General features: G+C 62.7%; 23 protein-coding genes. 12 read left to right on the plus strand and 11 right to left on the minus strand.

Going from position 1 to position 26,790, the window contains the following annotated elements:
* The first annotated feature begins 10 nt into the window (after positions 1 to 10).
* Together tal and DWB85_RS04370 are read left to right on the plus strand one after the other, a co-directional pair.
* Positions 11 to 964: a transaldolase gene (gene tal / locus DWB85_RS04365; RefSeq protein WP_117952972.1), complete on the plus strand. Its 954-nt coding sequence runs from the start codon at positions 11 to 13 to the stop codon at positions 962 to 964.
* On the plus strand, positions 961 to 1,416 hold the full coding sequence (locus tag DWB85_RS04370) for a tellurite resistance TerB family protein (RefSeq protein ID WP_117952973.1): 456 nt from the start codon (positions 961 to 963) through the stop codon (positions 1,414 to 1,416). The genes tal and DWB85_RS04370 overlap by 4 nt, the downstream gene beginning before the upstream one ends.
* Positions 1,417 to 1,418: 2 nt before the next feature.
* Here DWB85_RS04370 and DWB85_RS04375 read toward each other — a convergent pair whose 3' ends face one another.
* The 7 genes from DWB85_RS04375 to hrpA form a co-directional block, all read right to left on the minus strand.
* The gene (locus DWB85_RS04375) at positions 1,419 to 1,901 is read right to left on the minus strand and encodes an STAS domain-containing protein (protein WP_117952974.1); all 483 of its coding nucleotides are present in this window, start codon (positions 1,899 to 1,901) and stop codon (positions 1,419 to 1,421) included.
* A gap of 1 nt (position 1,902) precedes the next feature.
* Entirely contained in the window at positions 1,903 to 3,084 is a 1,182-nt protein-coding gene (locus DWB85_RS04380; RefSeq protein WP_117952975.1) for a PP2C family protein-serine/threonine phosphatase, read from the minus strand.
* Between the two features lie 122 nt (positions 3,085 to 3,206).
* The gene (locus tag DWB85_RS04385; RefSeq protein WP_117952976.1) at positions 3,207 to 3,932 is read right to left on the minus strand and encodes an MlaA family lipoprotein; all 726 of its coding nucleotides are present in this window, start codon (positions 3,930 to 3,932) and stop codon (positions 3,207 to 3,209) included.
* Between the two features lie 64 nt (positions 3,933 to 3,996).
* Positions 3,997 to 4,740: an HvfC family RiPP maturation protein gene (locus DWB85_RS04390; protein WP_117952977.1), complete on the minus strand. Its 744-nt coding sequence runs from the start codon at positions 4,738 to 4,740 to the stop codon at positions 3,997 to 3,999.
* On the minus strand, positions 4,737 to 5,594 hold the full coding sequence (locus DWB85_RS04395; RefSeq protein WP_117953042.1) for an HvfB family MNIO-type RiPP peptide maturase: 858 nt from the start codon (positions 5,592 to 5,594) through the stop codon (positions 4,737 to 4,739). Before DWB85_RS04395 ends, DWB85_RS04390 begins: the two co-directional genes overlap by 4 nt.
* Positions 5,594 to 6,067 (minus strand): HvfA family oxazolone/thioamide-modified RiPP metallophore, encoded by a 474-nt coding sequence (locus DWB85_RS04400; protein ID WP_420820251.1) that lies wholly within the window; start codon positions 6,065 to 6,067, stop codon positions 5,594 to 5,596. Before DWB85_RS04400 ends, DWB85_RS04395 begins: the two co-directional genes overlap by 1 nt.
* Positions 6,068 to 6,160: 93 nt before the next feature.
* Entirely contained in the window at positions 6,161 to 9,898 is a 3,738-nt protein-coding gene (gene hrpA, locus DWB85_RS04405; RefSeq protein WP_117952979.1) for an ATP-dependent RNA helicase HrpA, read from the minus strand.
* 71 nt (positions 9,899 to 9,969) lie between these two features.
* Between hrpA and DWB85_RS04410 the strand changes: the two genes are divergently transcribed.
* Entirely contained in the window at positions 9,970 to 10,446 is a 477-nt protein-coding gene (locus DWB85_RS04410; RefSeq protein ID WP_117952980.1) for a MaoC family dehydratase, read from the plus strand.
* Here DWB85_RS04410 and DWB85_RS04415 read toward each other — a convergent pair.
* On the minus strand, positions 10,443 to 10,946 hold the full coding sequence (locus tag DWB85_RS04415; RefSeq protein ID WP_117952981.1) for a hypothetical protein: 504 nt from the start codon (positions 10,944 to 10,946) through the stop codon (positions 10,443 to 10,445). The genes DWB85_RS04410 and DWB85_RS04415 overlap by 4 nt on opposite strands.
* A gap of 220 nt (positions 10,947 to 11,166) precedes the next feature.
* Between DWB85_RS04415 and mnmC the strand changes: the two genes are divergently transcribed.
* Positions 11,167 to 13,176, plus strand: a complete 2,010-nt coding sequence (gene mnmC, locus DWB85_RS04420; protein WP_117952982.1) for a bifunctional tRNA (5-methylaminomethyl-2-thiouridine)(34)-methyltransferase MnmC2/FAD-dependent 5-carboxymethylaminomethyl-2-thiouridine(34) oxidoreductase MnmC1 — start codon at positions 11,167 to 11,169, stop codon at positions 13,174 to 13,176.
* A complete protein-coding gene (locus tag DWB85_RS04425) occupies positions 13,173 to 13,940 on the plus strand; it encodes a glutaminyl-peptide cyclotransferase (RefSeq protein ID WP_162846002.1) in 768 nt (255 codons plus the stop codon). Before mnmC ends, DWB85_RS04425 begins: the two co-directional genes overlap by 4 nt.
* 23 nt (positions 13,941 to 13,963) lie before the next feature.
* Here the strand turns inward: DWB85_RS04425 and DWB85_RS04430 are convergent, their stop codons facing one another.
* On the minus strand, positions 13,964 to 15,412 hold the full coding sequence (locus tag DWB85_RS04430) for an HNH endonuclease signature motif containing protein (RefSeq protein WP_117952984.1): 1,449 nt from the start codon (positions 15,410 to 15,412) through the stop codon (positions 13,964 to 13,966).
* A gap of 345 nt (positions 15,413 to 15,757) precedes the next feature.
* Here DWB85_RS04430 and DWB85_RS04435 point away from each other — a divergent pair, with 345 nt between their 5' ends.
* The gene (locus DWB85_RS04435) at positions 15,758 to 16,309 is read left to right on the plus strand and encodes a hypothetical protein (RefSeq protein ID WP_117952985.1); all 552 of its coding nucleotides are present in this window, start codon (positions 15,758 to 15,760) and stop codon (positions 16,307 to 16,309) included.
* Between the two features lie 530 nt (positions 16,310 to 16,839).
* Positions 16,840 to 19,779, plus strand: a complete 2,940-nt coding sequence (locus DWB85_RS04440) for an insulinase family protein (protein WP_117952986.1) — start codon at positions 16,840 to 16,842, stop codon at positions 19,777 to 19,779.
* 25 nt (positions 19,780 to 19,804) lie between these two features.
* On the opposite strand, the gene DWB85_RS04445 is transcribed toward DWB85_RS04440, so the two are convergent.
* Together DWB85_RS04445 and DWB85_RS04450 are read right to left on the minus strand one after the other, a co-directional pair.
* Positions 19,805 to 20,950 carry an acyl-CoA dehydrogenase family protein gene (locus DWB85_RS04445; protein WP_117952987.1) on the minus strand — a complete coding sequence of 382 codons (1,146 nt, stop codon included), beginning with the start codon at positions 20,948 to 20,950 and terminating at the stop codon, positions 19,805 to 19,807.
* An 11-nt stretch (positions 20,951 to 20,961) separates the two neighbouring features.
* Positions 20,962 to 21,645, minus strand: a complete 684-nt coding sequence (locus DWB85_RS04450; protein ID WP_162846003.1) for a TetR/AcrR family transcriptional regulator — start codon at positions 21,643 to 21,645, stop codon at positions 20,962 to 20,964.
* Between the two features lie 99 nt (positions 21,646 to 21,744).
* Here DWB85_RS04450 and DWB85_RS04455 point away from each other — a divergent pair, with 99 nt between their 5' ends.
* Genes DWB85_RS04455 through DWB85_RS04475 form a run of 5 tightly spaced genes read left to right on the plus strand, consistent with a single transcriptional unit; the run spans position 21,745 to position 26,783 of the window.
* Positions 21,745 to 22,917, plus strand: coding sequence for an acyl-CoA dehydrogenase family protein (locus tag DWB85_RS04455; protein ID WP_117952989.1), 1,173 nt, complete (start codon positions 21,745 to 21,747; stop codon positions 22,915 to 22,917).
* 47 nt (positions 22,918 to 22,964) lie between these two features.
* Positions 22,965 to 23,924, plus strand: coding sequence for a bifunctional MaoC family dehydratase N-terminal/OB-fold nucleic acid binding domain-containing protein (locus tag DWB85_RS04460; protein WP_117952990.1), 960 nt, complete (start codon positions 22,965 to 22,967; stop codon positions 23,922 to 23,924).
* Between the two features lie 11 nt (positions 23,925 to 23,935).
* Positions 23,936 to 24,367 carry a hotdog family protein gene (locus tag DWB85_RS04465; RefSeq protein ID WP_117952991.1) on the plus strand — a complete coding sequence of 144 codons (432 nt, stop codon included), beginning with the start codon at positions 23,936 to 23,938 and terminating at the stop codon, positions 24,365 to 24,367.
* Between the two features lie 3 nt (positions 24,368 to 24,370).
* Positions 24,371 to 25,546 (plus strand): lipid-transfer protein, encoded by a 1,176-nt coding sequence (locus DWB85_RS04470; protein ID WP_117952992.1) that lies wholly within the window; start codon positions 24,371 to 24,373, stop codon positions 25,544 to 25,546.
* A gap of 28 nt (positions 25,547 to 25,574) precedes the next feature.
* On the plus strand, positions 25,575 to 26,783 hold the full coding sequence (locus DWB85_RS04475) for an MFS transporter (RefSeq protein WP_117952993.1): 1,209 nt from the start codon (positions 25,575 to 25,577) through the stop codon (positions 26,781 to 26,783).
* Positions 26,784 to 26,790 lie beyond the last annotated feature (7 nt).

Consider the following 26,790-nt stretch of genomic DNA (forward strand, 5'->3'; position numbering starts at 1 on the left):
GGAATCGACCGTGACCAGCAAACTAGACCAGCTCAAGGCGATGACCGATGTGGTCGCCGACACCGGCGACATCGAGGCCATCCGCCGCTTCCAGCCACTGGACGCCACCACCAATCCCTCGCTGCTGCTCAAGGCCGCCGCCCTGCCCCACTATGCCGGGTTGCTGGACGGCGCCAGAACCTGGGCGAGCGCCCAGGGCGGTTCCGACGCCGAGCAACTGGCCAACTGCTGCGACCGCTTCGCGGTCGATGTGGGCAAGGAAATCCTCGGCATTATCCCCGGCAGGGTTTCCACCGAGGTCGATGCCCGGCTGTCATTCGATACCGCCGCCACCGCCGAACGGGCCCGCAAGCTGATCGGCATGTACGAGGAGGCCGGCATTGGCCGCGAGCGTATCCTGATCAAAACCGCCTCCACCTGGGAGGGTATTCGCGCCGGAGCCGAGCTGGAAAAAGAAGGCATCAACTGCAACCTGACCCTGCTGTTCGGCTTTGGCCAGGCGGCGGCCTGTGCCGATGCCGGTGTATTCCTGATCTCCCCCTTCGTCGGCCGCATCCTCGACTGGTACAAAGCCAATACCGATCTTGAGGTGCAGGTCCCGCAGGATGACCCGGGGGTACAGTCGGTGAGCCGCATCTACAACTACTACAAGAGCCACGGCTACCAGACCGTGGTCATGGGCGCGAGTTTTCGCAACACCGGTGAAGTTGAAGCACTGGCCGGCTGCGACCGGCTGACCATCAGCCCGGCCCTGCTGGAGGACCTGGCGGCGGACCTCGACCAACTGCCGCGGCAACTACATGCCGACAGGGCCGCCGCCGACAGCGGCCGGCAAAGCCCGCTCGAAAGCGAGTTCCGCTATGAGCTCAATGCCGATGCCATGGCCACGGAGAAGCTGGCGGAAGGCATTCGCAACTTTGTCGCCGACCAGATAAAGCTGGAACAGCTGATCAGCAAGCGATGATAGCCGCACTCAAGGCCCTGTTTGAGAAACCGGACGCCGAGTCCGAAGCGGACCTGCAGCACCGCCTGCAGCTGGCCTCGGCTGCCCTGTTGATAGAAACCGCGCGCGCGGATTTCACCCAGGATGCGGCCGAACAGGAGACCATGGAGGCGCTGCTGTGCTCAAGCCTGAAGCTGGATGAAACAGAGGTCAGGCAACTGCTGGCCCGGGCCAGTGAGCGGGTCGATGAGTCAATCTCGCTGTATGAATTCACCCGACTGATCAACGATCACTTCAGCATGGAACAAAAGCTGCAGCTGGTGCACAACATGTGGGTGGTGGCCTGGGCGGACAACAGCGTCGACAAGTACGAAGAGCACCTGATCCGCCAGGTGGCGGAGCTGACCTATGTGCCCCACCCTGACTACATCCGCAGCAAGCACCAGGCCCGTGACAAGGTGCTGGCGCTGTAAGCTCAGCTGTGCTCGAGCACGTTGATCAGGTCCTTGAAGCGGGCCCGGTTGGCGTCAGACAGGCCCATCAACACCCGGTGCGCTTCAATCACCCTGTTTTTCACGTCGGCCTCGTCGCTGGCCACCTGGGGCAGTTCTTTTTCCTGTTCGCTATCGGCGCAGACCTCCTCGCGCAGGTCGAAGAGGCGCTGGAAGCCCATGCTCTTGAGCAGGCGGTTGATACTGGGGTCGCAGGAAAAGATGGCGGGCTGGAAGTGGTAGCGCTCCTGGGTCCTGATCGCCAGCTTGGCCAGCAGGCCCAGGGTGGTGGAATCGATACCCTCCACCTCGCATAAATCCACCCACACGCTCTTGAACTCGGGGTCGTTGAGCATTTTGCGAAAGTAGGCGTCGATGGTGGTGCACAGGGTCAGCCGCACGTCGCCCAGCATGCGTATCACGTACGCGCCATGGTGACTGGCGGCCTGTATTCTCCCTTCTTGCATCTCAGCCTCGTTTGCTGATGAACAATGCGGCGATATCATCCGGGGCTGTGTCCACCTGGTCAAGCCCCAATCGCGTCACCATTTCTTCCGGTGAATTGGCCGTTTCTTCGAATACATTGAGGAAATACTTCTCTTTTTCAATCAGGTTCTTTGGCGGCAGGATCTCCAGGATACCATCGGAGAACAGGGCCAGCATAAAGCTGGCCGGCAGGTCTATCATGTGCTCCTCGTAACTGGCGTCCTCGAGGATACCCACTGCGGAGCCCTCACCGCGCAGGTAGCGGGCGCCGTCCTCGGACACCAGCACCGGCTGCGGCAAGTGACCGGCCACGCTGTAGCGCAGGCTGTTGTGTTCCAGGTCCAGCACCCCCACCACCATGGTGGCGAATTTGCCCACCTCCAGGTCCATGAGTTCCTGGTTGGCGCGCTTCAGCAGCGCCACCGGGCTGAGGATGGTGTCATCGCTGCGGCGCAGGAAGTCGGAACGTTTGCGGGCAAACAGGTTCTTGAGCAATACCGTGGCAAAGGCTGAGGAGCTGCCATGGCCGGAAACGTCTGCCATGAAGAAGGTGACGAAATGCTCGCCGACGATGAAATAATCGGTGAAATCGCCGCTGAGGTAGAGGGACGGGATGACGGTGTGACTGAAGACATAGTCACCCAGCACCAGCGGTGAGGCCGGCAGCATGCGCAGCTGTACCTGCCGGCCCGCCTGCTGGTCCTTCTCCAGCATCTCGATGGTGCCGGTCAGTTCGGTGTTGGCCGCCTGCAGACTGCGCCGGGATTCTTCCAGTTCGCGGCGCACCTGGCGCTGGCGCACGCAGCGGTCCAGCGAGCGCCGCAGGGCCTCCACGTCATCTACCGGGCGGACAAAAAAATCGCTGGCACCCACCCGCAGGGCCCGCATCATGCGCGAGGCCTCGGCCTGGTCGCTGAACAGGATAACCGGAATCTGCACGTCCATTTCCCGCAGGGTGCGCTCGGCGAAGCTCCAGCTCAGCCCTTCCATGTCCATTTCACAGAGGATGGCATCCAGGTCGGGCCGGGTATGCAGGAATTCGCGTGCCGCGGTGGCGTCGGTGTACTTGAGCGCGGTAAAACCCAGGTCCGTTACCAGCGCAGCCAGGGCTTCCAGACGCTCGGGATTGTCATCGGCAACGAGCGCGGTACCAATTGAGTCCATGGGGGACCATGTGCTGACTGTATTGCCCTAGACAGTAAGCCCAACACCAGGGCCAGGCAAGCGCTTATAGCCAGGATTGGGCACGATTTCACACTTTCGCGAGCGCCCCCGCGATGCGGGCCCTAAAAGTCCTCGAAGTCCTCGCCTTCCTCGAAATCAGAGAAATCGTCCTGGATCACCCCGTCGTTGACGAAGGCCTCGCGATTGGAGAGGTAGGCGTCGCGGACAAAGATATAGCGATCACCCGAAATCAGCTCATCGGCGTCCAGCAGCCGGGCCCGACCGTCCACCAGCCCCAGGCCCCAGAGGCTGTTGCGCAAGGCCACGCTGGGCATGTAGGTGGGCACCGAGGTGTAGGCGTCGAAAATGGTACCGGTGCCGCTGCGCACGGTGCGCGGGCCGAACAGGGGCACCATGAGGTAGGGGCCGGAGTCGAGGCCCCACACCGACAGGGTGTGGCCAAAATCGGTGCGATAGGGCCGCACGCCCATGGGGGTGGCCACGTCGAACAGGCCGGCCAGGCCTATGGTGCTGTTCAGCAGGAAACGGCCGCCGCTCTGTCCCGCCCCGGCAAAGCGCCCCTGCAGGACACTGTTGATAGCCGAATTGAAGTCATAGAAATTGGCGAATACATTGCCCACGCCGCGTTTGGCAAAACCGGGCAGGACCCAGTCGTAGCCAACGGCGATCGGGCGCACAAGGTACTTGTCCAGGGTGTTGTTGACGCTGAACATGGTCCTGTTAAAGGACTCGAAGGGGTCGACATTGCGCGCTTCTTCCCCGGCGCCGTTAACGGCAAGCGGAAGAGCCAGCGCAAGCAACAGTAGCAGCGAACGAAACACGGTCATTCTCGGGAAATACCTGTAAGGGGGCGCTGATGGTAAGCGCGATCCGGTTAGCTGACAAGCCCGGTCAAGAGGCCACCAGAACGCCTGATTGTAACATTTGACCGAGCTGCTGTAGACCGAAGGAGTGAATTTGTGCCGCTGGCATCTGCATCTCCCGCGCCAGGGCCGAGAGGATCTCGACCGAAGACGCGCTGTCGTTGTCCCGGATCAGTTCCAGCAGGCGCGCGGTGGCCGCGTTCAGTTCGATGAATTCCACTTCGTCCCGGTGATTGCGGTAAACAACCAGGTAGGTGGGCTGGTCCGCCGTCTGCGGACGGTACCCGGCCCCCACCCGATGCACTGGAAACTGGTAGCTGAGCACCCAGGCCAGCGGCGACAAGCGCGGGCAGCAGGTCTCCAGGTCGATGGTATCCGCCGGTGCCGGCAGCTCATCCTCGGCGATATCCAGCGCCAGTTCCACCCACTCGTAGTGTGCCAGCTCCGCCATGAACGGGGGATCACACTCCCGCAGCTGATGCTCGTTGAGCAGGTAGCTGATGAATTCCTGGCTGATCTCGAGAAAATACGGCGACTTGCAGCGGTGGGTGTCCATGAACATCCGCACCAGTTGATCCCACTCCGGCTGCGGGTAGAGGCTGCGCAGCACCGGAAAACCGCCGCTGATAAATCCCTCGATATTGTTGTAGATCAGCTCCCGATAAACCTGCAGCCGGCGCTCCTCGATGCCCGCCGGCGCAGGCGCCCCTTCCGGGTCGCGCAGGTGGGCCGCCATGGCCAGCTGGGCGTCGCGCAAACTTGTCGTACTCATGCCCCGGACACCGCTTGCCGCTGACCCGCTTCCGCCGCCGCCTGCAGCTGCCTGACCTGTGCCAGCTCGAGCAGCAGTTCCGCCAGTGGCGGCAGGTTGAAGTCGCGCTCCAGCAGGGTGGGCAACACACCGGTGCGCTGGTAGGCCTGGGCCAGCAGCTCCCACACCGGGTCGATCACGTCGGCGCCGTGGGTGTCGACCTTGAGATCCTCGGCCTCATCGTAGTGACCGGCCACATGGATGTAGCGGGCCCGCTCCAGCGGCAGGGCATCGAGGAACTCAAACGCGTCGTAACCGTGGTTAATGCTGTTGACGTAGATGTTGTTCACATCCAGCAGCAGGTCACAGCCACTTTCGGCCAGCACCGCAGCAATAAACTCCGCCTCGCTCAGTTCGCAATGGGGCTGGGCGTAGTAGGAGGCATTTTCCAGGGCGATGGGGGCGCCGATGATATCCTGCACCTGCCGCACCCGCGCGGCCACGTAGTGCACGGCCTCCTCGGTGAAGGGGATCGGCAGCAGGTCGTACAGGTGCCCGTCCGCTGCGCAGTAGGTGAGATGCTCGCTGTACAGCGGCACCTGGTAAGCATCCATGAACTGGCGCACCGACCTGACCAGATCCTGGTCCAGCGGGTCGGGGCCGCCGATATCCAGGGACAGACCGTGCAGCACAATGGGAAAGCGCTCGGCCAGGCTGCGAAACTGGCGTCCGAAACGGCCGCCGACCCCGATCCAGTTCTCCGGCGCCGCCTCCATAAAATCTACCGTTCCCTGGTCCATAGACAGGAGCGGGCCCAGAAGGGCCCGCCTCAGGCCGAGTCCCGCTCCCTGGAACCCGGGGCTGTCAGTCGGCATCAGCTGCCGCACTTACCTTCGCCGCACTTGCCCTCGCCCTTGGCTTTGCCTTTGGCCTTGCCTTCGCCGCATTTACCTTCACCGCACTTGCCTTCAGCCTTGGCCTTGCCTTCGCCGCATTTACCTTCGCCGCACTTGCCTTCACCTTTGGCCTTGCCTTCGCCGCATTTACCTTCGCCGCACTTGCCTTCACCTTTGGCTTTGCCTTCACCGCACTTGCCTTCGCCGCACTTGCCGTCCCGGTGCTTGTCGTAGTTGGCCAGGTCGTAGCCGCCACTGAGCTGCTGCGCCGAGAAGGGATTCACTTCCGCGCTGGCCAGGGGTGCAATAGACGTAGCCAGGAACGCTGCGCCGAGGACGGCAGCAAGAGGTTTTTTAGAATGAGCCATGTTGTATTCCCTGTAGTAATCCGAAGTTTTTCTGCTTACACACCGCGCCGGGCCGAACATCGCCGCGACGAACGCATGTTGCAAGTTATGACCGGGCCTTTATCGCTAAGTTTCAGAGACCGGGCAAAACACCCGGTAATTTTTCACAATCACGGCAAAAGGGCAAACGGCATAAACCTAGCCAGGATTAGCGTCCAGCCAGGCCTGCACCTCCTGCCACTGCTGCTGCAGCCGCTTTTGGGAAACCGCCTGGCGCGTACCGAGCTGCTGGGCAAACAGCGATACCCGCAACTCCTCCAGCATCCAGCGATACTGGCGGGCGGCGCCACACAGCTGCCGCAGGCTTTCCCTGCCGGCCTCCGCCTGGGCCAGGGGTTCATGCAACTGCTGCAGCAGCTGCGTGTGCTTGAGGTCCTTCGGCACCTGGCCCGACAGTCGCTCGACCCGGTTGAGCAGTGCTTTCATGTAACGCGGGTACTGGCCCAGCCAGTCGGCCGGCGTGTCCCGGACAAAACCCGGACAGTACAGATTGCCCAGCTGCTGTTCCATGTCTGCCACGCTCTCCCGCCATTTGCCCGCCGGCAACGAGGCCAGCCGTTTGCGCACCTCCGCCAGCGGGGTCAGGCTATTCAGCAACAGCGTTTCGATGTCGTTGGCGCAGCTCACCACCTCGCCCTTGCCGGCCGCCAGTATGGCGTCGAAGCGGTTCCGGTCCCAGGGCAGGTCGGCCTCCAGCGCCATGGCCTGGACAAAGGCGCCATCGATGAGGTCCTCCACCAGTGCCGCCCGTTCCAGGCCGGCGCCAGCCAGTAATAGGTTGAATTCGTTGCCGCGCAACATCTGCTTGCGCAGGTACTTGACCGCCTGGGTGCTGTGCAGGCGCAGCAGCTTGAGCACGCCGCGGCGATGCTGCTGCCAGGCCAGCCCGGGATAGTCGCAGAGTTCTATCGCCACGCTCTCACCCCGGTCCACCAGGGCGGGATAGGACAGGATTTCCACCCCCGCCTGGCGGAAGCGCCACTCCCGGCCCAGGGCATCAAAGTCCCAGCGGGTAATGCCCTCGCGGGCGGGGGAGTCGCCCCGGTCCTCACCGATACTCTGGCGCGTATCGCTGCGATAGGTTTCGATCAGCGCCGCCAGGTCGCGCCCCTGCTCCAGCAGTCTTCCCTCGGCGTCCACCACCCGGATGTTCATGCGGTAGAAGTCGTCCAGCCTGCCACTGTTCCAGTCCGCGGGCGCCAGCTGCAGCCCGCCGAGCCGCCCCAGCACCCGGGACAGGGCCAGCAGCAGGTCGCTGTCTCCCGGCTCCAGTTCCGCCAGTGCCTGGTCGACGTAGTTGGGCACCGGCACCAGGCGCTTGCGTTTGTCCTTGGGCAAGCCCTTGACCAGGGCGATACATTTATCCCGCAACAGTCCCGGTACCAGCCAGTCAAACAGGAACCGCGGTACCCGGTTGAGCAGGGCCACCGGCACAGTGACCGTGACCCCGTCGCTGTCCTTGCCCGGTTCAAACTGGTAACTGAGCCTGAATTCCAGATCCTGCCACTGCAGCCTGTCGGGAAACTGGTTCTCCAGCCCGGCGCCCGGGTCCCGGGCCAGCAGGGTTTCCCTGTCCAGCCGCAGGCCCTCGGCTGCCCCCGGGGTTTTCTTCAGCCAGGACTGCAGGTGGCGGGCGGTGTAGCAGTCCGCCGGCAGCCGGGCGTCATAAAACTCGAACAAGACCTGCTCGTCCACCAGCAGGTCCCGTCGCCTCACCCGCGACTCCAGTTCCTCCAGTTCCCGCACCAGGCGCAGGTTGTGCTTGAGAAAGCCCGGGTGCTGGCGGTACCTGCCCGCGATCAGCCCGTCGCGGATCAGCAGTTCCCGGGATTCCGCGGGCGCTATCGGCCCGTAGTGCACCGGGCGCTTGTCGGCCACTGTCAGGCCGTACAGGGTAAGCCGCTCCCAGGCGACCACCCGGCCACTGCGGGGCTGCCAGCGCGCCTGGTAGTAGTGGTGCTTGAGCAGGTGCGGGTTGGTATCGACCACCCACTGGGGATCGATGGCCCCCACCGTGCGGGCAAACACCCGCGAGGTCTCCACCACCTCGGCAGCCACCAGCCATTTGGGTTTCTTGCGGGCCTGGGAGGAGCCGGGAAATATCTGCAGTTTGCGGTTGCGCGCACCCAGGTAATCCCGGTCTTCCTGGTGCTGGGCGATATTACCCAGCAGGCCGGCCAGCAGGGCCTGGTGGATACCCTGGTAATTCTCCTCCTGCGGCAGGCTGGCCGGCGGCTTCAGCTGCTGCTGGCGGCAGGCGATGGTCAGTTGCACGTGAATGTCGCGCCACTCGCGCAGACGCATGAAGGACAGAAATTCCCGCTGGCACAGCTTGCGCAGCTGGCTCTGGCTCAGTGCCTGGCGCTGTTCCTCGTAATAACGCCACAGCTTCAACCAGGCCATGAAATCGGATTTCGGGTGCTTGAAGCGCGCGTGGGACTGGTCCGACTGCTGTTGCTTGTCGGCCGGCCGCTCCCGGGGATCCTGCACCGCGAGGGCGCTGGCGATCACCAGCACTTCCGCCAGGCAGTGGCGCTCGCTGGCGGCGAGCACCATGCGCCCCAGCCGCGGGTCCACCGGCAGCCGGGACAGGCTGCGTCCCACTGGCGTCATCCTGCCGTCGGCGTCGACCGCGCCCAGTTCTTCCAGCAGTTTGTAGCCGTCGCGAACCATGCGCGAATCCGGCGGATTGATAAACGGGAATTTGTCGACCTCGCCCAGCCCGATGCTCAGCATCTGCAGGATGACCGCCGCCAGGTTGGTGCGGAGTATCTCCGGGTCGGTAAATTCCGGGCGCAGCTTGAAATCGTCCTCGCTGTACAGCCGCAGGCAGACCCCCGCCTCCACCCGGCCGCAGCGCCCCTGGCGCTGGTTGGCACTGGCCTGGGAGATCGGCTCTATCGGCAGCCGCTGCACCTTGGTGCGGTAGCTGTAGCGACTGATGCGCGCTTCCCCCGGGTCTATCACGTAGCGAATGCCCGGCACGGTCAGCGAGGTCTCCGCCACGTTGGTAGCGAGCACCACGCGGATGCCGCGGCGCCCGGCGATGTCGAACACCCGGTTCTGTTCCGCCTGGCTGAGGCGGGCATACAGCGGCAGGATATCCAGCCCGGTGTCGGCGCGCAGCTGCTTGGCCAGTTCGCGAATATCCCGTTCCCCGGGCAGGAATATCAGCACATCGCCGCGCTTGCCAAAGCTGCCGGCATCGATGTCCTGGACCAGCGTGGATATACGGCTGTAATCGTCGGTGTCCTGCTCGGCGCTGCTGCCCAGGTAGTGGGTCTGCACCGGATAAGTGCGCCCGGAAACCTCGATGACCGGGGCATCGTCGAAGTGGCGGGAAAAACTCTGCAGGTCGATGGTGGCCGAGGTGATAATGAGCTTGAGGTCGGGCCTTTTCGGTAACAGCTGCTTCAGGTAGCCGAGCAGGAAGTCGATATTGAGGCTGCGTTCGTGGGCCTCGTCGATAATCAGCGTGTCATAGCGCCGCAGCAGGCGGTCGCGCTGGATTTCCGCCAGCAGGATGCCGTCGGTCATCAGCTTGACCGCGGTATCCTCCGAGACCTTGTCGGTAAACCGCACCTGGTAACCCACCAGGCCGCCCAATTCGCTGCCCAGTTCGCTGGCGATACGCTGGGCCACGGTGCGGGCCGCGAGGCGCCGGGGCTGGGTATGGCCAATCAGCCCCTTGCTGCCCCGACCCAGCTCAAGACAGATCTTCGGCAGCTGGGTGGTCTTGCCGGAACCGGTCTCCCCGGCGACCACAATCACCTGGTTGGCGGCGATGACGCGGGCGATTTCTTCCCGCCGCTGGGACACCGGCAATTCTTCCGGGTAGTGGATACGCCGTTGCGGTTCGATGGCACTGTCGGGCATGGGAAGTTTTATCAGTCCTGGGGCTTATGCGTTATGCTTGCGCCGGCAACGGGGCAATCGAGAGAGCAGGCATGTCGCAATTGAGTAACTACACCTACGATGAAATCACCATAGGGCAAAGCGCCGAGTATTCCAAGGCGGTGACCGAGGCGGACATCCAGATGTTCGCCGCGGTGTCTGGCGATGTGAACCCGCTGCACCTCGACCCGGCGTTCGCCGCCGGCACCCGGTTCGGCGAGCGTATCGCCCACGGCATGCTCACCGCCTCATTCATTTCCGCCGCCCTGGCGATGAAACTGCCCGGTCCCGGCTGTATCTTCATGGAACAGTCGCTGAAATTTCGCCTGCCGGTCAAAATCGGCGATGTCATCACGGTCCGCCTGGAAGTCACTGACATGCAGGACCGGCGCAAGACCCTCACCCTGGACTGCAAGGCCTACAACCAGGACGACAAGCTGGTCCTGACCGGCACCTCGATGGTCATGGCTCCGCAGGACAAACTGGTCCTGGCGGAGCCGCGGACGCCCCGGGTCGAAATCCTGGCCTAGGCCTGGTCCGGCGCCGCGTCCTGCTGGGTCGCCAGGAACTGCTGGTAATCCAGGTACATCAGGCGCAGCTGGATGGCGGCCTCCCGCGGGTCGGAATGGGTGGATAACACCAGCACCGAGGGTATTCCGCGGTCGACATTGACCCCGGTGACACCGAAAATGATGTTGTCCGGGTCGCCCTGGGCGCCAAAGGTGGTGATCTCCCGCCCCGACTTGATGGCATCGGCCAGGTTGCCCAGCAACGCGGTCAGGCTGGCCCGGAAGGCGCCAAAGTTGAGCGAACCCTCGTACTGGGAGTAATCCATGCTCAGGTCGAAGCGGACGGTGGACTTGTCCTCCATCTGCACCCGGGTCAACGGCGCCCGCCGGCCCTCGATCAACTCGCGGTAGAGGATTTTGGCATCGTCACGCCTGGCTTCCATAAACGCCCGGTGTAACAGGTTCACGGCTATCGTCAGGAACTTCTCCCTGGGCATGCTCTGGGTTTCAATCCTGGACATGACTACCTCGGTCTGTAAAAAACCCGCAAGTCTACTGCCAGCGGCGGCTGCGGGCAATGCCCGGCAGCGGCTGCGGCAACTTCATGTAGTACTTCACGCCACTTTTAGATTGGCCTCCAGGTTATTGTTTCTGCTATGCTTTTTCCCTTTCCAGAGACGATAGAACCAACCCCGTGACCAGACCCACCAAGCGGCCTGCCAGGCCCCGGCGGGCGCTTGCATGAAGCGCGACAACCGCCCCTGGGGGGCCACGCCGGCGGCCACCCTCAGCTGGACCGAGGACGGCGCCCCCTACGCCAGCGACTTCGACGACCTCTACTACAGTCGCGAGGACGGCATGGCCGAGAGCCGGCACGTGTTCCTGGCCGGCAACCGCCTGCCGGCGCGCTGGCAGGCGCACCGCGATGCTGACTTTCGTATCGCCGAGACCGGCTTCGGCACCGGGCTGAATTTCCTCCTCAGCTGGCAGGCCTGGCGCCAGCTGGAGGGGCCGCGGCCGCGCCTGCACTACGTGGCGGTCGAAAAGTACCCCCTGTCGCGGGAGGACATGGGCCGCGCGCTGGCGGCCTGGCCGGAGCTGGCGGAACTGGCCGGGGCATTGCTGCAGGCCTGGCCCGGTCGACTCCCGGGGCAACACCGGCTGTTGCTGGAAGACGGACAGCTGGTCCTGGACCTGTGGTGGGAGGACGCCAGCGACAGCTTTGCCGATCTGGCCCGGCTGGGCCCCCGGTTCGACGCCTGGTACCTGGACGGTTTTGCCCCGGCGCGCAATGAATCCATGTGGCAGCCGGCGCTGTACCAGAGCATGGCGGCACTTTCCCGGCCGGGGGCCACGGTTGCCACCTTCACCGCCGCCGGCCACGTGCGCCGCGGCCTGGCGGCCGCCGGCTTCCAGATGGCCAAGGTGCCCGGCTTCGGCCGCAAGCGCGAGTCCCTGGCCGGCTGTATCGCAGTCACGGCCGCCGCGCCCGCCGCGGTGGCAACTCCCTGGGACCTGCCTGCCGAAGAGACGCCAGAGGCTGGCAGCGTGCTGATCATCGGCGCCGGCCTCGCCGGCTGCCTGCTGGCAAAATCCCTCGCCGATCGCGGGCTCACCGTGCAGCTGCTGGACCAGGGCGAACTGGCAGGCGAGGCATCCGGCAATGAGCAGGGCGTGCTCTATACGCGGCTGTCGCGCAAGCACTCGGCACTGACCGACTTCGCCCTGCAGAGCTTCAGCCACGCCGCCCGCCGCTACCGTCATTACTTTGCCAGCGGCCTGCTCGCCAGCGGCCGGGACGGAGCGCTGTGCGGCAGCTTCCACCAGCAGGCGGACGCCGACGAGCTGGCGGCGATGGAAGAGTCGCTCGCGGGCCTGGAGGGCCTGGCACAGGTGCTTGACCGGGCCGGGGCCGCGGAAAAACTGGGCGCGGAACCGGCGCTTGCCGGCTACTGGTACCCGGATTCGGGCTGGCTGCGGCCACCGGCGGTATGCCGGGCCATGCTGCAGTCCGACCTGATCGAACTGCGGGAAAATTGCGGCCCGCTGGCGCTGGTCAGGACTGGGACGCACTGGCAGGCCCTGAACGACGCCGGGGCAAGCGTTGCCAGCGCCGGGGTCGCCGTGCTGTGCACCGGCACCGGCAGCACCGGCTTCGCTCCCGCCCAGTACCTGCCGCTGCAGAGCATTCGCGGCCAAACCAGCTATTTACCGGCAAGTGACGCCAGTGCCGGCCTGCGGGCAGCCTTCTGCCACCAGGGTTATATTTCCCCGGCCAGGGACGGCGTGCACTGCATCGGCGCCAGCTTCAAGCTCCGCGACAGCAGCCGGGAGCTGCGTGCCGCCGAACACCGGGAAAACGTGGACAAGCTGGCCACCGCCCTGCCCGCGTGGGCCGCCAGCCTGGCACAGCTGGACCCGGCGACGCTGACCGGCCGGGTCGGCTTTCGCTGCGCCAGCCCCGACTACCTGCCGGTGGTCGGCCCGCTGCCCCGGCGCGCCGACTTCTTGCAGACCTATACCGCCCTGCGCAAGAATGCGAAACGGTTTATCGACGCCAGGGGCGACTACATGCAGGGTTTGTACATCAACACCGCTCACGGTTCCCGGGGCCTGAGTTCGGCGCCACTGTGCGCCGAACTGCTGGCCAGCATGATCTGCCGGGAGCCCCTGCCCCTGTCCAGCGACTTGTGCCGGGCCCTGTCACCGGCCCGCTTCCTTATTCGCGACCTGGCGCGCAACCGGCTGTGATCCGCTTGCGGGCGCTACTGGTCCTGCTGCTGGGCCCGGCACTGCTGGCGACGTCCGCCTGGGCGGTGGAACCCCTGGACTACCGGGTGCTGGCGAAAAAGCCACAGGAGCGCCGCAATTTCATCCAGGGCCTGGAGATCCTCGACGGCAAACTGTATGTGAGCTCGGGCCACTACGGCCAGTCGCGGCTGATGCGCTACAACTTCAGTGACATGAACCTGGAAGTCAGCAAGTCGTTGAACCGCCGGCTGTTCGCCGAGGGGGTGACCATACTTGGCCCCCGGCTGTACCAACTCACCTGGCGCGAACGGATGATGCTGGTGTTCGACCGGCAGAGCCTGGAGGCGCTGGAGTGGTTTCCGATCAAGGGCCAGGGCTGGGGCCTGACCAACAACGGCGAGCAACTCATCTACAGTGACGGCAGTGACCGGCTGCACTTCATGTCCCCCGACACCCGCAGCGTCAGCCGCTCACTGAGGGTGACCGAGAACGGCAGGCCGCTTGACCGGATCAACGAACTGGAGTGGATAGACGGGCGGGTCTGGGCCAACATCTGGCAGACCGACCGCATCGTCGTCATCAACCCGGAATCGGGCGTGGTCGAGGCCAGCCTGGACCTGCAGGGCCTGCTCCCCGCCAGCGAACGCCGCCCCGATACCGATGTCCTCAACGGCATCGCCCGCGACCCGGCGGACGGCAGCATCTGGGTGACCGGCAAACGCTGGCCCTGGCTGTATAAGATTGAAGTTCAACAAGGCAATTGACCGCCTGCTGGAATCGGATGTATTTATCTGGACTGAGTAAGTGCTTTATTGCAAAACCGACCCAGGCCGCCTCCATCACGCCATAGCAAGGCATCTACCACCATCCCGTAGTCGCAATCCTCTCCCCGCCAACGGGTGACAGCAGTGCCTGAATCGACCCCGGGCGCGATGCTGCTCAGGGCCTTCGCCGACGATTCCGCGGAATCGTTGGGAAACTGCGGGTAAAAGCTAGTCTCGATTTGTTCGCCCGAAGGCCTTAAGAAGGCCAGCTTCGTTTTACCCTTGTTTTTACTCGCACTAATAGAGAAGCTGCCACTGTGTAATTGCCGGTGATGGTAGCGACACAGTGTTACCAAATTGTCCAGACTGGTCTCACCGCCATCGGCCCAGTGCTGGATATGGTGAAAATCAACGTACCGAGATTCGCAGCAGCCTGGAAAACGGCAGGTTTTATCGCGCGCTTTCAATGCCCTGCCGATATGGGCAGGCACCGTGCGGCTGCGACGGCCGATATTGAGTACCTCGCCGTTTTCGTCTTCCAGCACGGTAAGCAGGCTGGCATCACAGGCCAGCCGTCGGGCGGTGTCCGGGGAGAGCCAGGTCATATCATCGAGGTGGCAGTGCTCATGGGCGCAGTCGGCCCCCTTGCTGTGCTGCCGCAGGGTGTTGATATCCACATGCAGCATCACCTGGCAGCGCTCGCTGCCTGTTAGTCCCCGCTGCTCGCCACCCCTGGTGTAAGTCGCCAGGAAATGTTCGCTCATGGCTACCAGGGCGTCCGCACGAGTGTGGCTGAGTAAGTGCTGGAATTGCTCTGTCTTTGCCTTCGACTGTGCGGGTGAAAACGATTCCGCGGAATCGTTTTGGGCTTGTTGTTGCGCGGCCTGCTGCCCGGGCAAGGCTATCGCCTCGATGGCCTTTACCAACAGGGAGCCGGCTTCCGGGGGCAGTTTTGCGTGGATGATCCACATACCATCATCGCCCTGGTAGTAAAGCAGCTCCCGTTGGTTTTCCTGCTCCTGCTCAACAGGCTGATCCGGTTTTTGGCATACCCCGCGGTATTTTTTCACCACCTGTTCCACATGGCTGGCGGTGCCCTGGCGGGCAATATAGAGAAGATACTCCTCGTTCTCCGGGGTCGCCACGCGGGTCATGGCGCGGACCTTGGAGTAGCTGATCTCGCCGGCGGCGAAGGCAGCATCAATTTGCGGCAGGTTTTCAAGGCAGTGGGCTACCCGCACTTTTTCCCGGGCGGCAACCAACGCGATCCCGCATTTCCAGTTCAACCAGTGGGCACAGGAGCGCACCGTGCCACCACCACTCCAGCCCTGGCGCCGGTCAAACTCCGCAATCAGTTTTAACAGACGGTGGTTGGCCGCATTGATCTGGCCGGCCAGCAGGGTGATGTGATCGGCCAGGTCCTGGTCGGTTTCGAGTTCGGTGGGGAGTGCAGCGAGGGCGAGATTGGTCATGATTGGGACCTCTGCTAATTACTGTATAAATACACAGTTAAGCATAGTCGCACGCGCACACCCTCGCAAGCGTTTGGCCCTATATTTATCGTATTTTTTGCTCAAACAGGGCCACTTTTGCCTACGGTTCGGAAGTCGGTGTCGCTGCTTGATTCCAGGCAAAGTGCTTCTTGTGGGATCACCCTGTAGTTGCCGGTAATACGCCTGTACAGCCATGTGCTTATTGACGGGATAGGCTGTTTTGACGGTCTGCTTTCGTCCACATAGCTGCCGTTGGGAGTAGACATGGGGCACGACCGCTAAAGTAGACGTATACATCACTGGCAGACTCCAAGGATTGGATACTTGAAAACAGCAGCTCAGTTATTTCTCGCTCTCACTTTTTCGCTGAATGCGAATCTGGGACAGACGCTATCCTACCGAGATCCGCCTCAGTTCAGAGTTATTGATGTCGTGACTGATAATCAGTTCATCCGCGTCGACAACTCTCGCAAAGTGATCGAAGTAAGGGCAGCGGACACGCTGGACTTGCTATGGGATATTCAGCTCCGCCGCTTTTACAAGTGGGAGTATGAAATTCACCTGTCTCGGGATGGGAAATATCTTTTCTACTTTCTCCCACCAACGACGATCCACGACCTTGGAAGCACAATCTTGGAAGTCTACTCGCGAGACGGCTTTATTACGGAGTACAGAGTGAACGAGGTTCTTGAAGAGCTTCCTACTGCCGAGAACCCTTGTGGAGGGTGTGCGCAACATTACTGGCGAGGAGGATACAGACAAATTCATGTCTATGACGACTTCATATTCGTTGATCTCGTCGACGGTCAACATGCTCGATTTTGGGCGAATGAGCACAGGGTTTTGCTTGGTAGCTATGAGAGCAAATCCTCCTAAACGAGCGCCAGAAAAGCCCGGAATTCTCCTCGACATTGAGCGGCTGCTTCTGGCCCCAAGGATGACATGCACATGACTCGAAAGCGAAAAAATGACTCAGATCAGATGAATACTAAGCCATGGTGGACCGACAAGAGGAACATTTTACCGGCTTTGATATTTGCGGCTGTCCTAACGCTTATGTTCGTTATGGCGATAGGTGGTCATATAGGTACGGGAGCAGGTGTTTCGCGTGGTGTCACTTACTGAGCTATGTCCGCTTTTGGCTAAAGCCGCCACCGGATTCCGGTATGCCGGACCACCGCCTTCGCGGGAATGACGTGGTCGGGAAAGGCCCCCAATCTGCCTCTCCAATTTGGCGAGAATTTCCTTGAACTAGACGATTATTGTCGAAAAACAAGCCTGGTTATATACCAGTCAACAGAAAAAGTAGCCCAGGAACAGCCGGTTAGCAATACTGCCGGTTTCGTTTTTCCTGAATAGGTACATCGCGTTAGAATGCGCGTTTACCAACACGCTGGATTATCTACATGAGCATGCCCCTACCCGAGGCGCACAGTGCCTTCGAAGCCGTTCGCCAGGAGCGCATCGAGTCGCTGAACCTGGATGTACAGGAGTTCCGGCACCGGGAAACCGGCGCCGTCCACTATCACCTGGCGGCAAACAACAGCGAGAACGTGTTCCTGGTGGCGCTGCGTACTGTGCCCGAGGACTCTACCGGGGTAGCGCATATTCTCGAGCACACTGCGCTCTGCGGGTCCGAGCGCTACCCGGTACGCGATCCCTTTTTCATGATGTTGCGGCGCTCGCTCAACACCTTCATGAACGCCTTTACCAGTTCCGACTGGACCGCCTACCCCTTTGCCAGCCAGAACCGCAAAGACTTCAACAACCTGCTGGAAGTGTACCTGGACGCGGTGTTCTTCTCCCGGCTGGACCCGCTGGACTTCGCCCAGGAAGGTCACCGGGTGGAGTTCAAGGAGCCGGACAATCCCGACAGCGAGCTGGTATTCAAGGGTGTGGTCTTCAATGAGATGAAAGGTGCCATGAGCTCCATTCCCAGCGTGCTCTGGGGCAAGCTGTGCGAGCACCTGTTCCCCACCACCACCTACCACTACAACAGTGGCGGTGAGCCGGAGCATATTCCCGACCTGAGCTACGATCAGCTCGTGGCTTTTTACCGCAGTCACTACCACCCCAGCAATGCGATATTCATGACCTTCGGCGATATCAGCGCCGCCGAGCACCAGGCGGTTTTCGAGCAGCGGGCGCTGCAGCGCTTTGAGCGCCAGGCGCTGCGTATCGAGGTACCGCCGGAACAGCGCCTGGACGCGCCGCTGCGGGTCGAGGAAAGTTACGCCTGCGATGAGTCCGGCGACCTGGCCAACCGAACTCACCTGGTCATCGGCTGGATGCTGGGAGAAAGCAGCAACCTGGAACAGATGCTCGAGGCCCAACTGCTGGCCAGCGTGCTGCTGGAGAACAGCGCCTCGCCGCTGCAGCACCTGCTGGAAACCAGCCCCCTCGGGCAGTCACCCTCGCCACTCTGCGGCCTGGAAGATTCGATGCGTGAACTGGTGTTCGTCTGCGGCCTGGAAGGCAGCGAGGCGGCACACGCGGACGAGCTGGAAAGGCAGGTCCTGGCGGTGATTGCCGGGGTCGCCGAAAACGGCATCAGCCAGGAGCGCCTGCACGCGGTACTGCACCAGCTCGAACTGCACCAGCGTGAGGTCAGCGGCGACGGCTATCCCTACGGCCTGCACCTGATCCTGCAGGCACTGGGCTGCGCCACCCACTACAGTGACCCGCTGGCGGTACTCAACCTGGACCCGGTCATTGAATCCCTGCGCCAGCGCATCGAGGATCCGGACTACATCAAGCGCCTGGCCAGGGAACTGCTGCTGGACAACCAGCACCGGGTCACCCTGGTAATGACCCCGGACCGGGAACTGTCGGCGCAGAAGCTGGCCCGAGAGAGCGAGCGGCTCGCCAGCATCAAGGCTGCCATGGACGAGACCGAGAAAGCTGCCACCGTCAAACTGGCCGCCGACCTGGTCGCCCGACAGCAGCAGGTGGATGACGAAAGCATTCTGCCCAAGGTTGAACTGGCCGACGTACCGGCGGCCCTGCCGGAGCTGGCTTACCGGGAATACGACAGCGGCCCGCTGCACCTGACAAGCTACGGCCAGGGCACCAACGGGCTGGTCTACCAGCAGGTGATCGCCCCGCTGCCGCAACTGGGCGCGGAGCAGCGCGAGCTGCTGCCGCTGTACACCAGCTTTATGACCGAGCTGGGGATAAATGATGCCAGCTACCTCGATGTGCAGCACCGGCAATCCGCCGAGGTGGGCTCCATCAACGCCTTTACCTCCATGCGCGGCAATGCAGAAAACGAGCAGGACATCACCGCCAATTTCGTCCTCTCTTCCAAAGCCCTGCAGCGCAACGCAAGCCAGCAGACCAGGCTGATGGTGGATACCCTGCTGGGGGTGCGCTTTGATGAGAGCGACCGGCTGCGCGAACTGGTCAGCCAGCAGCGGGCGCGGCGCGAGCAGTCCGTCACCGGTAACGGCCACGGCCTGGCGATGGCCGCCGCCTGCGCCGGGATGAGCCCGCTGGCGCGTCTCAATCACCAGCTCTCCGGGCTGGCCGGGCTGCGCAGCCTGCGCCAGCTAGACGACAGCCTGGCCGACCCGGGCGCGGCACGCCAGTTCAGCGAGTGCCTGGCGGCGCTACACCAACAGCTTTGCACCATGCCCCGGCAACTGCTGACTATCGCCGAGCCGGACGCCCTGGCGGACATCGTCGAGACCACCAGCCATATCTGGGGCGAGCACTCCGCCGGCGACGGCAGCAGGTTCTCGCTGGACGCGGTGCGCGAGCGCCGCAATGAGTTCTGGGTCACCAACACCCAGGTCAATTTCTGCGCCCGGGCCTACCCCTCGGTGCCGGTGCGCCATCCCGATGCGGCCGCGCTGACCGTACTCGGCGGGTTTTTACGCAACGGTTTCCTGCACCGGGCCATCCGCGAACAGGGTGGCGCCTATGGCGGCGGCGCCTCCCAGGACTCCGGCGTGGCCGCGTTCCGCTTTTACTCCTACCGCGACCCCCGGCTGGCAGACACGCTGGCAGATTTTGATGCCGCTGTTGCCTGGCTGATCGAAGCACAGCACGAGCCGCGGGCGCTGGAAGAAAGCATTCTCGGGGTGATTGGCAGCCTGGATAAACCGAGCTCACCGGCGGGCGAGGCCAAGCAGCACTTCCACAACCGCCTGTTCGGCCGCACTCACGCCCAGCGGGAGGAGTTCCGCCAGCGGATACTGGAGGTATCGCTGGCGGACCTGCGCCGGGTTGCCGAGACCTATCTGAGGCCCGAGCTGGCCAGCACCGCGGTGGTCAGTAACCGCAGCCAGCTGGACAGCAGCGGCGATCTCGTTGCCGCCCTGGCGCTGGAGGTGCAGACCCTGTAGTCAGGGGGTTAAGCCTCCGCAGCGGCTAGACTTCCAGCGCCTGGAAGCCCAGGGAGTCGTCTGCCGCCAGCAGCTGCCCCAGTTTTTCCAGTTGCTGGCTGCCATTGCCCAGGGTGTAGCTGAGCTGCTTGGCCAGCAGGTAGAAACGGTGAATCGGGTACTCGATATCCGCCCCCATACCGCCGTGGAGATGCTGCGCGGTACACACCACGCGGTGCGCTGCGTCGCAGGCCCACCACTTGGCCGCGCGGACCTCAGCGCGGGCATCGCGGCCATTACTGAGCCGCCACAGTGCCAGCCAGTAAGTGGTACGGATGGCTTCCACATCGATGTAGCTGTCGGCCATGCGCATCGCCAGCGCCTGGAAGCTGCCCAGGGGTATCCCGAATTGCTTGCGCTCGCCGAGATAGGCGGCGGTGCGCTTCATCGCCTCTTCAGTAACCCCTACCTGCAGGGCGCACTGGGCGACGTTGGCCCGCTGCTCCAGCCATTCAATGATCTGCTCTCCCTGGCCGGCGTCCCCCAGCAGGGCGTGCTCATCAACTTTCACGCCAACCAGCGACAGGTGGGCAGCGCGCTGGCCTGAGATACCAATTTCCACCGGCGTCAGCGATACCCCGTCAGCGGAGGTGGGCACGATAAAGACACTGCTTTGCCCGTCCAGTTCGGCGGGCACCAGGATATAGTCGGCCACGGCGCCATCGGGTACCGCGGCCCTGGCACCGTCCAGCACCCAGCCCTTGTCGCTGGCCGTGGCGGAGACGGTGGTTTGCATGGCGCTGTTCATCCCCAGCTCGGCCACCGCGGCGCTGAGCTTCGCTTCCCCGGAGGCCATCGCCGCCAACAGCTGCTGTTGCTCCGCAGTGCCGAACTCGGCGACGGGCAGGCCGCCGAGCACCAGGCTGGAAAACAGGGGGACCGGCGCCACCCGCCGGCCCTGCTCTTCCAGCACCAGGCACAGCTCGGTGAATCCCAGGCCACTGCCGCCCGCGCTCTCGGGGACGGCAATGCCGAGCAGGCCCTGCTCCGCCAAGGTCGCCCACAGCGGCTCGTCATAGGTCTCGTCGCCGCGGGAAAAGGTCAGCAAAAACTCATCGGTCGCCCGGTCGGTGAATATCTGGTAAGCCAACTCGCGGATGGCGTTCTGGTCGTCGCTAAATTTAAAGTCCATGACATATCCCTCTATAGCCTAGCCTGTGACCTCGCCATGGCAGCGAGGTTGCGTGTGTAATGAAGCTGCTTCTCTTCCGGATGGGCGAGAAACAGGGCGCGATAAAACATCGTGGCCATCAGTTCGGCGAACTGCTCCACGTCCAGCTCCGCAGCGAGCAGGTGTTCGCTGCGATTAATGAAATACTCCCGCATCAGACCCTCGCCGATCCCGGCCAGGGAGTACACCACCATCAATGCCTGGTGACGCTTGAAGCGGACCTCCGGAAACAGCCCCGGCATCAGGTCCACCAGCCACATCAGCTGGCTGCGATAGTTCTGCCGCAGCATTGCCCCGAACTCCGGGTCTTCATCCGCCAGCTGCAGCAGGCAGCGGGTGATGCCCGGACGGCGGGCGTAGCTGCGCACGATCACCAGGTTGTGGGCGTAAATACGGCTGTACCAGTCCCCCGGCGGCACATCCTTCTCGACCTCGGCCGGATCCTGGTTGGCCTGGGCAAACTCGGTCAAAACTTCGACAGTCAGTGACTTCAGGTCGTTGAAGTAATGATAGAACAGGCCCTGCGCCATTCCCGCCTCGCGGGTCACGTCGGCAATCCGCATCCGGTGGTAGCCTTCGCGCTCAAGCACCGTGAGGGCAGCCTCCTGCAGCCGGGCACGGGCCTTCTCGCCCTTGGCGCTCAGGGGCTTGTCCACTGGATTTTTGGCGACTGCGGTCTTAACCATGTGCACAAAATAGTTGAAATTGAATTCAATTTCAATAATATTATGCACTCTCGACAAGAGGAAACTGTTATGCACGTTGAATATACCGACGCCCAGAAAGAATTACGGCGGGAATTTCGCGCCTACTTCTCCAATCTCATCAAGCCGGAGTACCGGGAAGAACTGCGCAACGCCGAAAGTGGTGACCTGTACAAAGAACTGATTCGCCAGCAGGGCAAAGACAAGATGCTTGCCGTCGGCTGGCCTGAGGAATACGGTGGTCGCGGGCTGACCCAGTCCGAACAGTTGATCCGCTATGAGGAAGCCCTGCTGGCGGAGGCCCCTACCCCCTTCGTCACCCTGAATACGGTTGGCCCGGCCATCATGAGCCGCGGCACCGATGAGCAGAAGCGGCGTTTCCTGCCAGGCATTGCCGCCGGTGAGCTGCACTTCTCCATTGGTTACAGCGAACCTGCGGCGGGCACCGACCTGGCCGCGCTGACCACCTCGGCAGTCAAGCAGGGTGACCACTACGTGGTCAACGGCAGCAAGGTGTTCACCAGCGGCGCCGAGGGCGCAGACTACATTTTCCTGGCCGCCCGCACCGATCCGGATGCCCCCAAGCACAAGGGCATCTCCATCCTGGTGGCGGACACCAGGGATCCGGGGTTTTCCCGCGGTGACATTCACACCATGGGCGGGGTCCACACCAACGTCACCTACTACGAGAACGTCAAGGTACCCCTGGACATGATTGTCGGCGAGGAAAACGCCGGCTGGCGGCTGATCACCGAACAGCTCAATCACGAGCGGGTCGGGCTCGCGGCCTGGGGCATACAGGGCTGGAAGCTGTTCCGGGACGTGATGAAGTGGGCCCGCAACACCCGTGGCGCAAACGGTGAACGGGTCATTGACGATCCCACCGCCCAGCGTAACCTGGCGGAGGTCTACTCTCACCTGGAAGCCATGCGGGTCATGAACGCCCGTATGTCGTGGCAGCTCGACCAGCAGGAAATGGACGCGGTCTTCCCCTCTGCCATCAAGGTCTATTCTACCGAGATCATGCTGGAGATCTGCCGCCTGCTGATGGACGTGGTGGGCCCGCATTCACTGATTGCCGGCGGTAGCGAAGGCGCAGTGCTGCACGGCAACCTGGAGCATGAACATCGCCGTGCTACTATCAATACTTTCGGCGGCGGGGTGGTGGAAGTCCTGCGCGGGCTGGTCGCCACCCACGGCCTGGGCATGCCACAGCATCGCTAGCAATCGCCTTGATACCAACCAAAACAAACCCCTGACTGGAGTTTCCAATGACACCGGAAGAGCAGAAAGCCTTCGAAGAAAAGATCTACGCCTACAAGGGCGTCCAGGTCTGCCCGCCGACGCCGGCAAAGGATGCAGTCAACGCATCCATGATTCGCCACTGGGCGGAAGTAATGGGCGACACCAATCCCGCCTATACCGATGATGCCTGGGCTGCGCAGAGCAAGCGCGGCAGGACCATCGCCCCACCGGCAATGATGTATGTCTGGAACCAGGAGGGTTTCAGCGTCACCGGCGGCCGGTCCTCCGACCCGCAGACCGACATGGTCGAGCTGTTCAACGAGCACGGTTTTACCGGCGTTCTCGGCACCAATATCACCCAGGAGTACTTCAGGGAAGCCAGCCCCGGCGACACTATCTACCTGGAAATGGTCATCGACAGCATCTCCGAACGGAAGGCGACGGCACGCGGCCCGGGGTATTTCTTTGAGACCCTGGCAACATTCAGCAACCAGGACGGCCAAAAGATCGGCTCCCAGCGCTTCCGCGTGCTCAAGTTTGTGCCCCAGGAGCAACCCGCCGCCGCTCAGCAGGATACGTCCCTGGAAGTACCCACCCGCATCCCGTCCCCGCGTGGCCATGACAATGGCTGGTGGTGGGATGCCTGCGACAAGGGCCAGGTTCTGATCCAGCGCTGCAAGAACTGCCAGACGCTGCGTCACCCTCCCCGCCCCATGTGCGGCGAATGCCAGTCCATGGAGTGGGACTCCATTGAGTCGAGCCTTGAAGGCGAGGTGCTGTCATACACCGAGTTGCACCACCCGAAAGTTCCCGGGTACCAGTATCCCCTGGTCTGTGCAGTCATCCGCCTCGGTGAAGGCACCAATATCGTGTCCAACGTGGTCGGTTGCGAACCGTCCGCCGTTCACATCGGGATGAAAGTGACCGGCAAGGTGGAACAGGTCGATGAAAAGACCTTCCTGCCGCAATTCTATCCGGCACAATGAGGAGCAAGACCATGAGCGAATACAGAACATTGAGCTGCGCCGACGTCAATGTCGGCGACCAACTGCCACCGCTGGAAATTAACGTAAGCACCGGCCTGGTGGTTGGTGGCGCGCTGGCTACTCGCGACTTCGAGCCTGTGCACCACGACAAATCCGCCGCCCAGGCGACCGGCCTGCCTGACGTCTTCATGAATATCCTCACCAGCCAGGGCCTGATGAGCCGCTTCGTCACCGACTGGAGTGGACCGGAAGCGGTGATCAAAAAGCTGGACCTGAAGCTGGGTGCGCCCAACGTGCCGGGCATGGTGATGACCATCACCGGCGCGGTCACCGAGAAGGATGACGGCGAAGGCATGATCACCATCTCGGTGTTGGGAGAAAATAACATCTGGGGCATGCATATGCAGGGCACCGTTCAACTGGCATTGCCACAGGAGGGCTGAATCGTGGTCGCAAATGTAAAGAACAAGGCCGTTATCGTCGGCGTGGGCAATACCGAATTTTCCAAGGACTCGGGTGTTTCCGAACTCAACCTCGCCGTGCAGGCCTGCAAACGGGCACTGGATGATGCCGGCCTGAAACCGTCCGATGTCGATGGCATGGCGACCTTCACCATGGATACCAATGACGAGATTGAGGTGGCCCGCGCACTGGGTTGTGGCGGGCTCAATTTCTGGGGTCGCTCGCATTACGGCGGCGGGGCCGCTACCGGCACACTCCACCAGGCGGTGATGGCCATCGCCACCGGCATGGCCGAAGTGGTGATCTGCTTCCGCGCGCTCAACGGGCGCTCCGGACACCGCTTCTCTGACGGGGTATCGGGCGCCATTACCACGGCGGACGCGATTCACTGGGGCTGGTACATGCCCTATGGCCTGCTTACTCCCGCATCGTGGGTAGCAATGTTCACCCAGCGCTGGATGCACCTTACCGGCATCAGCAAAGACGCTCTTTTCGAGGTGGCGCATTCCACCCGCGAGTACGCGGTTAACAACCCCAATGCCTTCTTCCACGGCCGCGATTTTGATCGCGCCGAGTACGACGCTGCAAGAATGATTGCCGATCCACTGCAGCTGTTTGACTGTTGCCAGGAGAGTGACGGCGGTTCCGCGGTCATCCTGACCACCCCCGAACGCGCCCGGGACCTCAAACAGCCCGGCGTGGCTGTGCGCGGTGTGGCCCAGGCATCCGCACCGGACCAGGAGCAGATGACCTCGTTCTACCGGGAAGAATTTGCCGGTATTCCGGAAATGGAAACCGCAGCAAGGAATGTCTACGAAATGAGTGGACTGGGCCCCGATGATATCGATGCCGCGGTCATTTACGATGCCTTCTCCCCCATTGTCTTATGGCAGCTGGAAGCGTGGAATTTCTGCGGCTTCGGCGAGTCCGGCGACTTTGTGCTGGATGGCGCCTTGCGACCCGGTGGCCGACTGCCGACCAACACCCACGGTGGGCAGCTCAGCGAAGCCTATATTCATGGCGTCAACGGCATCGTCGAGGCCACCAGGCTGGTACGGGGCCAGTCGCTGAACCAGCCCGATAAACGCGTTGAGCACGCCCTGGTCACCTCCGGGGTGGGAATTCCCACCGGCGGTGCCATACTGGGTAAACTCGATTAATAACTGACAATTATAAACAGATGAGCTTATGTTTTTCGGCTGGAAGGTAGTTGCCGGCGGTTTCACCGCGCAACTTTTCGTGGTGGGTTTTCTCACCTACGCAGTGAGCCTGCTGGTCACGCCGGTGCAGGATGAATTCGGGGTCAGCCTGGAGCAGGTCATGTACAGCCTGACCGGGGCCACTTTCCTGGGCCTGTTCATGCAGCCCATGGCCGGCGCCATGATCGACCGTTTTTCCGTGCGCGGCATCATGATCGCCGGCTCGCTGCTGTACGCCCTGGGTCTTTACGCTGTATCGCTTGCCAGTTCTATCGGCCAATATATCGCTGCCTTTGCCCTGACCATGGCCCTCGCCAATGCCCTGGTGGGCTCCATGTGCAGCTCGGCACTGGTGTCCCGCTGGTTTGTCGCCAGTCGCGGCCGCGCCCTCGGCATTGCCGCCCTGGGCACCTCGGTCGGCGGCGTGCTGGTCCCGGCGCTGATCAGCTACTGGCTGGGCACCGTGGGCTGGCGCGGCGCGGTGGAAAACCTGGCCTTGTGTGTGCTGCTGGTCATGTTGCCGGTGGTGGCCTTGACCATACGCAATTACCCGGCGGACCTGGGACTGCATCCGGAAGGACTCACCGAGGCGCCGCCGGAGGCTGGATCCGCCGGCGACCCGGACATGCGGGGCATCCTCCGCTCGCCGGCCTTCTGGCTGCTGGGACTGGCGCTGGGGCTGCTGTTCAGCGCCTACTCGGCGGTACTGGCCAATATCAGCCCCTACGCCATTAACCTCGGCAGCAGCAAGGAGCAGGCATCCGCCCTGATCATGGCGGTTGCGATCACCGGCTTCATCGGCAAGATCCTGTTCGGCATGGCTGCCGACCGGTTCAGCCTCAAGACGGCGCTGTGGACGGCACAGGCCCTGGTGGCGCTTTCTTTCGTGGTGCTGGCGCAGCAGCCGGGCCACATTGGCATGCTGCTGGGTGCGTCGATACTGGGGCTGGCGGCGGGCGGCATGCTGCCGGTTTGGGGGGCGATGATGGCGCAACTGTTCGGGCTGGGCAGCTACGGTCGCGCCATGGGCCTGATGGGCCCGATCATTACCCTCTGCGTGATGCCGGGCTTCGCGATCGTTGGGCGCATGTATGACAGCCTGGGGAGCTACACGCCGAGCCTCTACCTGTTCACCGGCGTCTGCGCGGTCTCCGCCCTGCTGTTGCTGCCACTGAAATTGCCTGCCAGGCACGGATAACCCGGCA

Source organism: Seongchinamella sediminis (genome assembly GCF_003457605.1).
GTDB lineage: Bacteria > Pseudomonadota > Gammaproteobacteria > Pseudomonadales > Halieaceae > Halioglobus > Halioglobus sediminis.

What these genes read in the sequence shown, in the direction of transcription:
- DWB85_RS04370 (WP_117952973.1), top strand. Translation starts at nt 961, where the DNA reads ATGATAGCCGCACTCAAGGCCCTGTTTGAGAAACCGGACGCCGAGTCC.
- DWB85_RS04375 (WP_117952974.1), bottom strand. Translation starts at nt 1,901, where the DNA reads ATGCAAGAAGGGAGAATACAGGCCGCCAGTCACCATGGCGCGTACGTG.
- DWB85_RS04380 (WP_117952975.1), bottom strand. Translation starts at nt 3,084, where the DNA reads ATGGACTCAATTGGTACCGCGCTCGTTGCCGATGACAATCCCGAGCGT.
- DWB85_RS04385 (WP_117952976.1), bottom strand. Translation starts at nt 3,932, where the DNA reads ATGACCGTGTTTCGTTCGCTGCTACTGTTGCTTGCGCTGGCTCTTCCG.
- DWB85_RS04390 (WP_117952977.1), bottom strand. Translation starts at nt 4,740, where the DNA reads ATGAGTACGACAAGTTTGCGCGACGCCCAGCTGGCCATGGCGGCCCAC.
- DWB85_RS04395 (WP_117953042.1), bottom strand. Translation starts at nt 5,594, where the DNA reads ATGCCGACTGACAGCCCCGGGTTCCAGGGAGCGGGACTCGGCCTGAGG.
- hrpA (WP_117952979.1), bottom strand. Translation starts at nt 9,898, where the DNA reads ATGCCCGACAGTGCCATCGAACCGCAACGGCGTATCCACTACCCGGAA.
- DWB85_RS04410 (WP_117952980.1), top strand. Translation starts at nt 9,970, where the DNA reads ATGTCGCAATTGAGTAACTACACCTACGATGAAATCACCATAGGGCAA.
- DWB85_RS04415 (WP_117952981.1), bottom strand. Translation starts at nt 10,946, where the DNA reads ATGTCCAGGATTGAAACCCAGAGCATGCCCAGGGAGAAGTTCCTGACG.
- mnmC (WP_117952982.1), top strand. Translation starts at nt 11,167, where the DNA reads ATGAAGCGCGACAACCGCCCCTGGGGGGCCACGCCGGCGGCCACCCTC.
- DWB85_RS04430 (WP_117952984.1), bottom strand. Translation starts at nt 15,412, where the DNA reads ATGACCAATCTCGCCCTCGCTGCACTCCCCACCGAACTCGAAACCGAC.
- DWB85_RS04440 (WP_117952986.1), top strand. Translation starts at nt 16,840, where the DNA reads ATGAGCATGCCCCTACCCGAGGCGCACAGTGCCTTCGAAGCCGTTCGC.
- DWB85_RS04445 (WP_117952987.1), bottom strand. Translation starts at nt 20,950, where the DNA reads ATGGACTTTAAATTTAGCGACGACCAGAACGCCATCCGCGAGTTGGCT.
- DWB85_RS04455 (WP_117952989.1), top strand. Translation starts at nt 21,745, where the DNA reads ATGCACGTTGAATATACCGACGCCCAGAAAGAATTACGGCGGGAATTT.
- DWB85_RS04460 (WP_117952990.1), top strand. Translation starts at nt 22,965, where the DNA reads ATGACACCGGAAGAGCAGAAAGCCTTCGAAGAAAAGATCTACGCCTAC.
- DWB85_RS04465 (WP_117952991.1), top strand. Translation starts at nt 23,936, where the DNA reads ATGAGCGAATACAGAACATTGAGCTGCGCCGACGTCAATGTCGGCGAC.
- DWB85_RS04475 (WP_117952993.1), top strand. Translation starts at nt 25,575, where the DNA reads ATGTTTTTCGGCTGGAAGGTAGTTGCCGGCGGTTTCACCGCGCAACTT.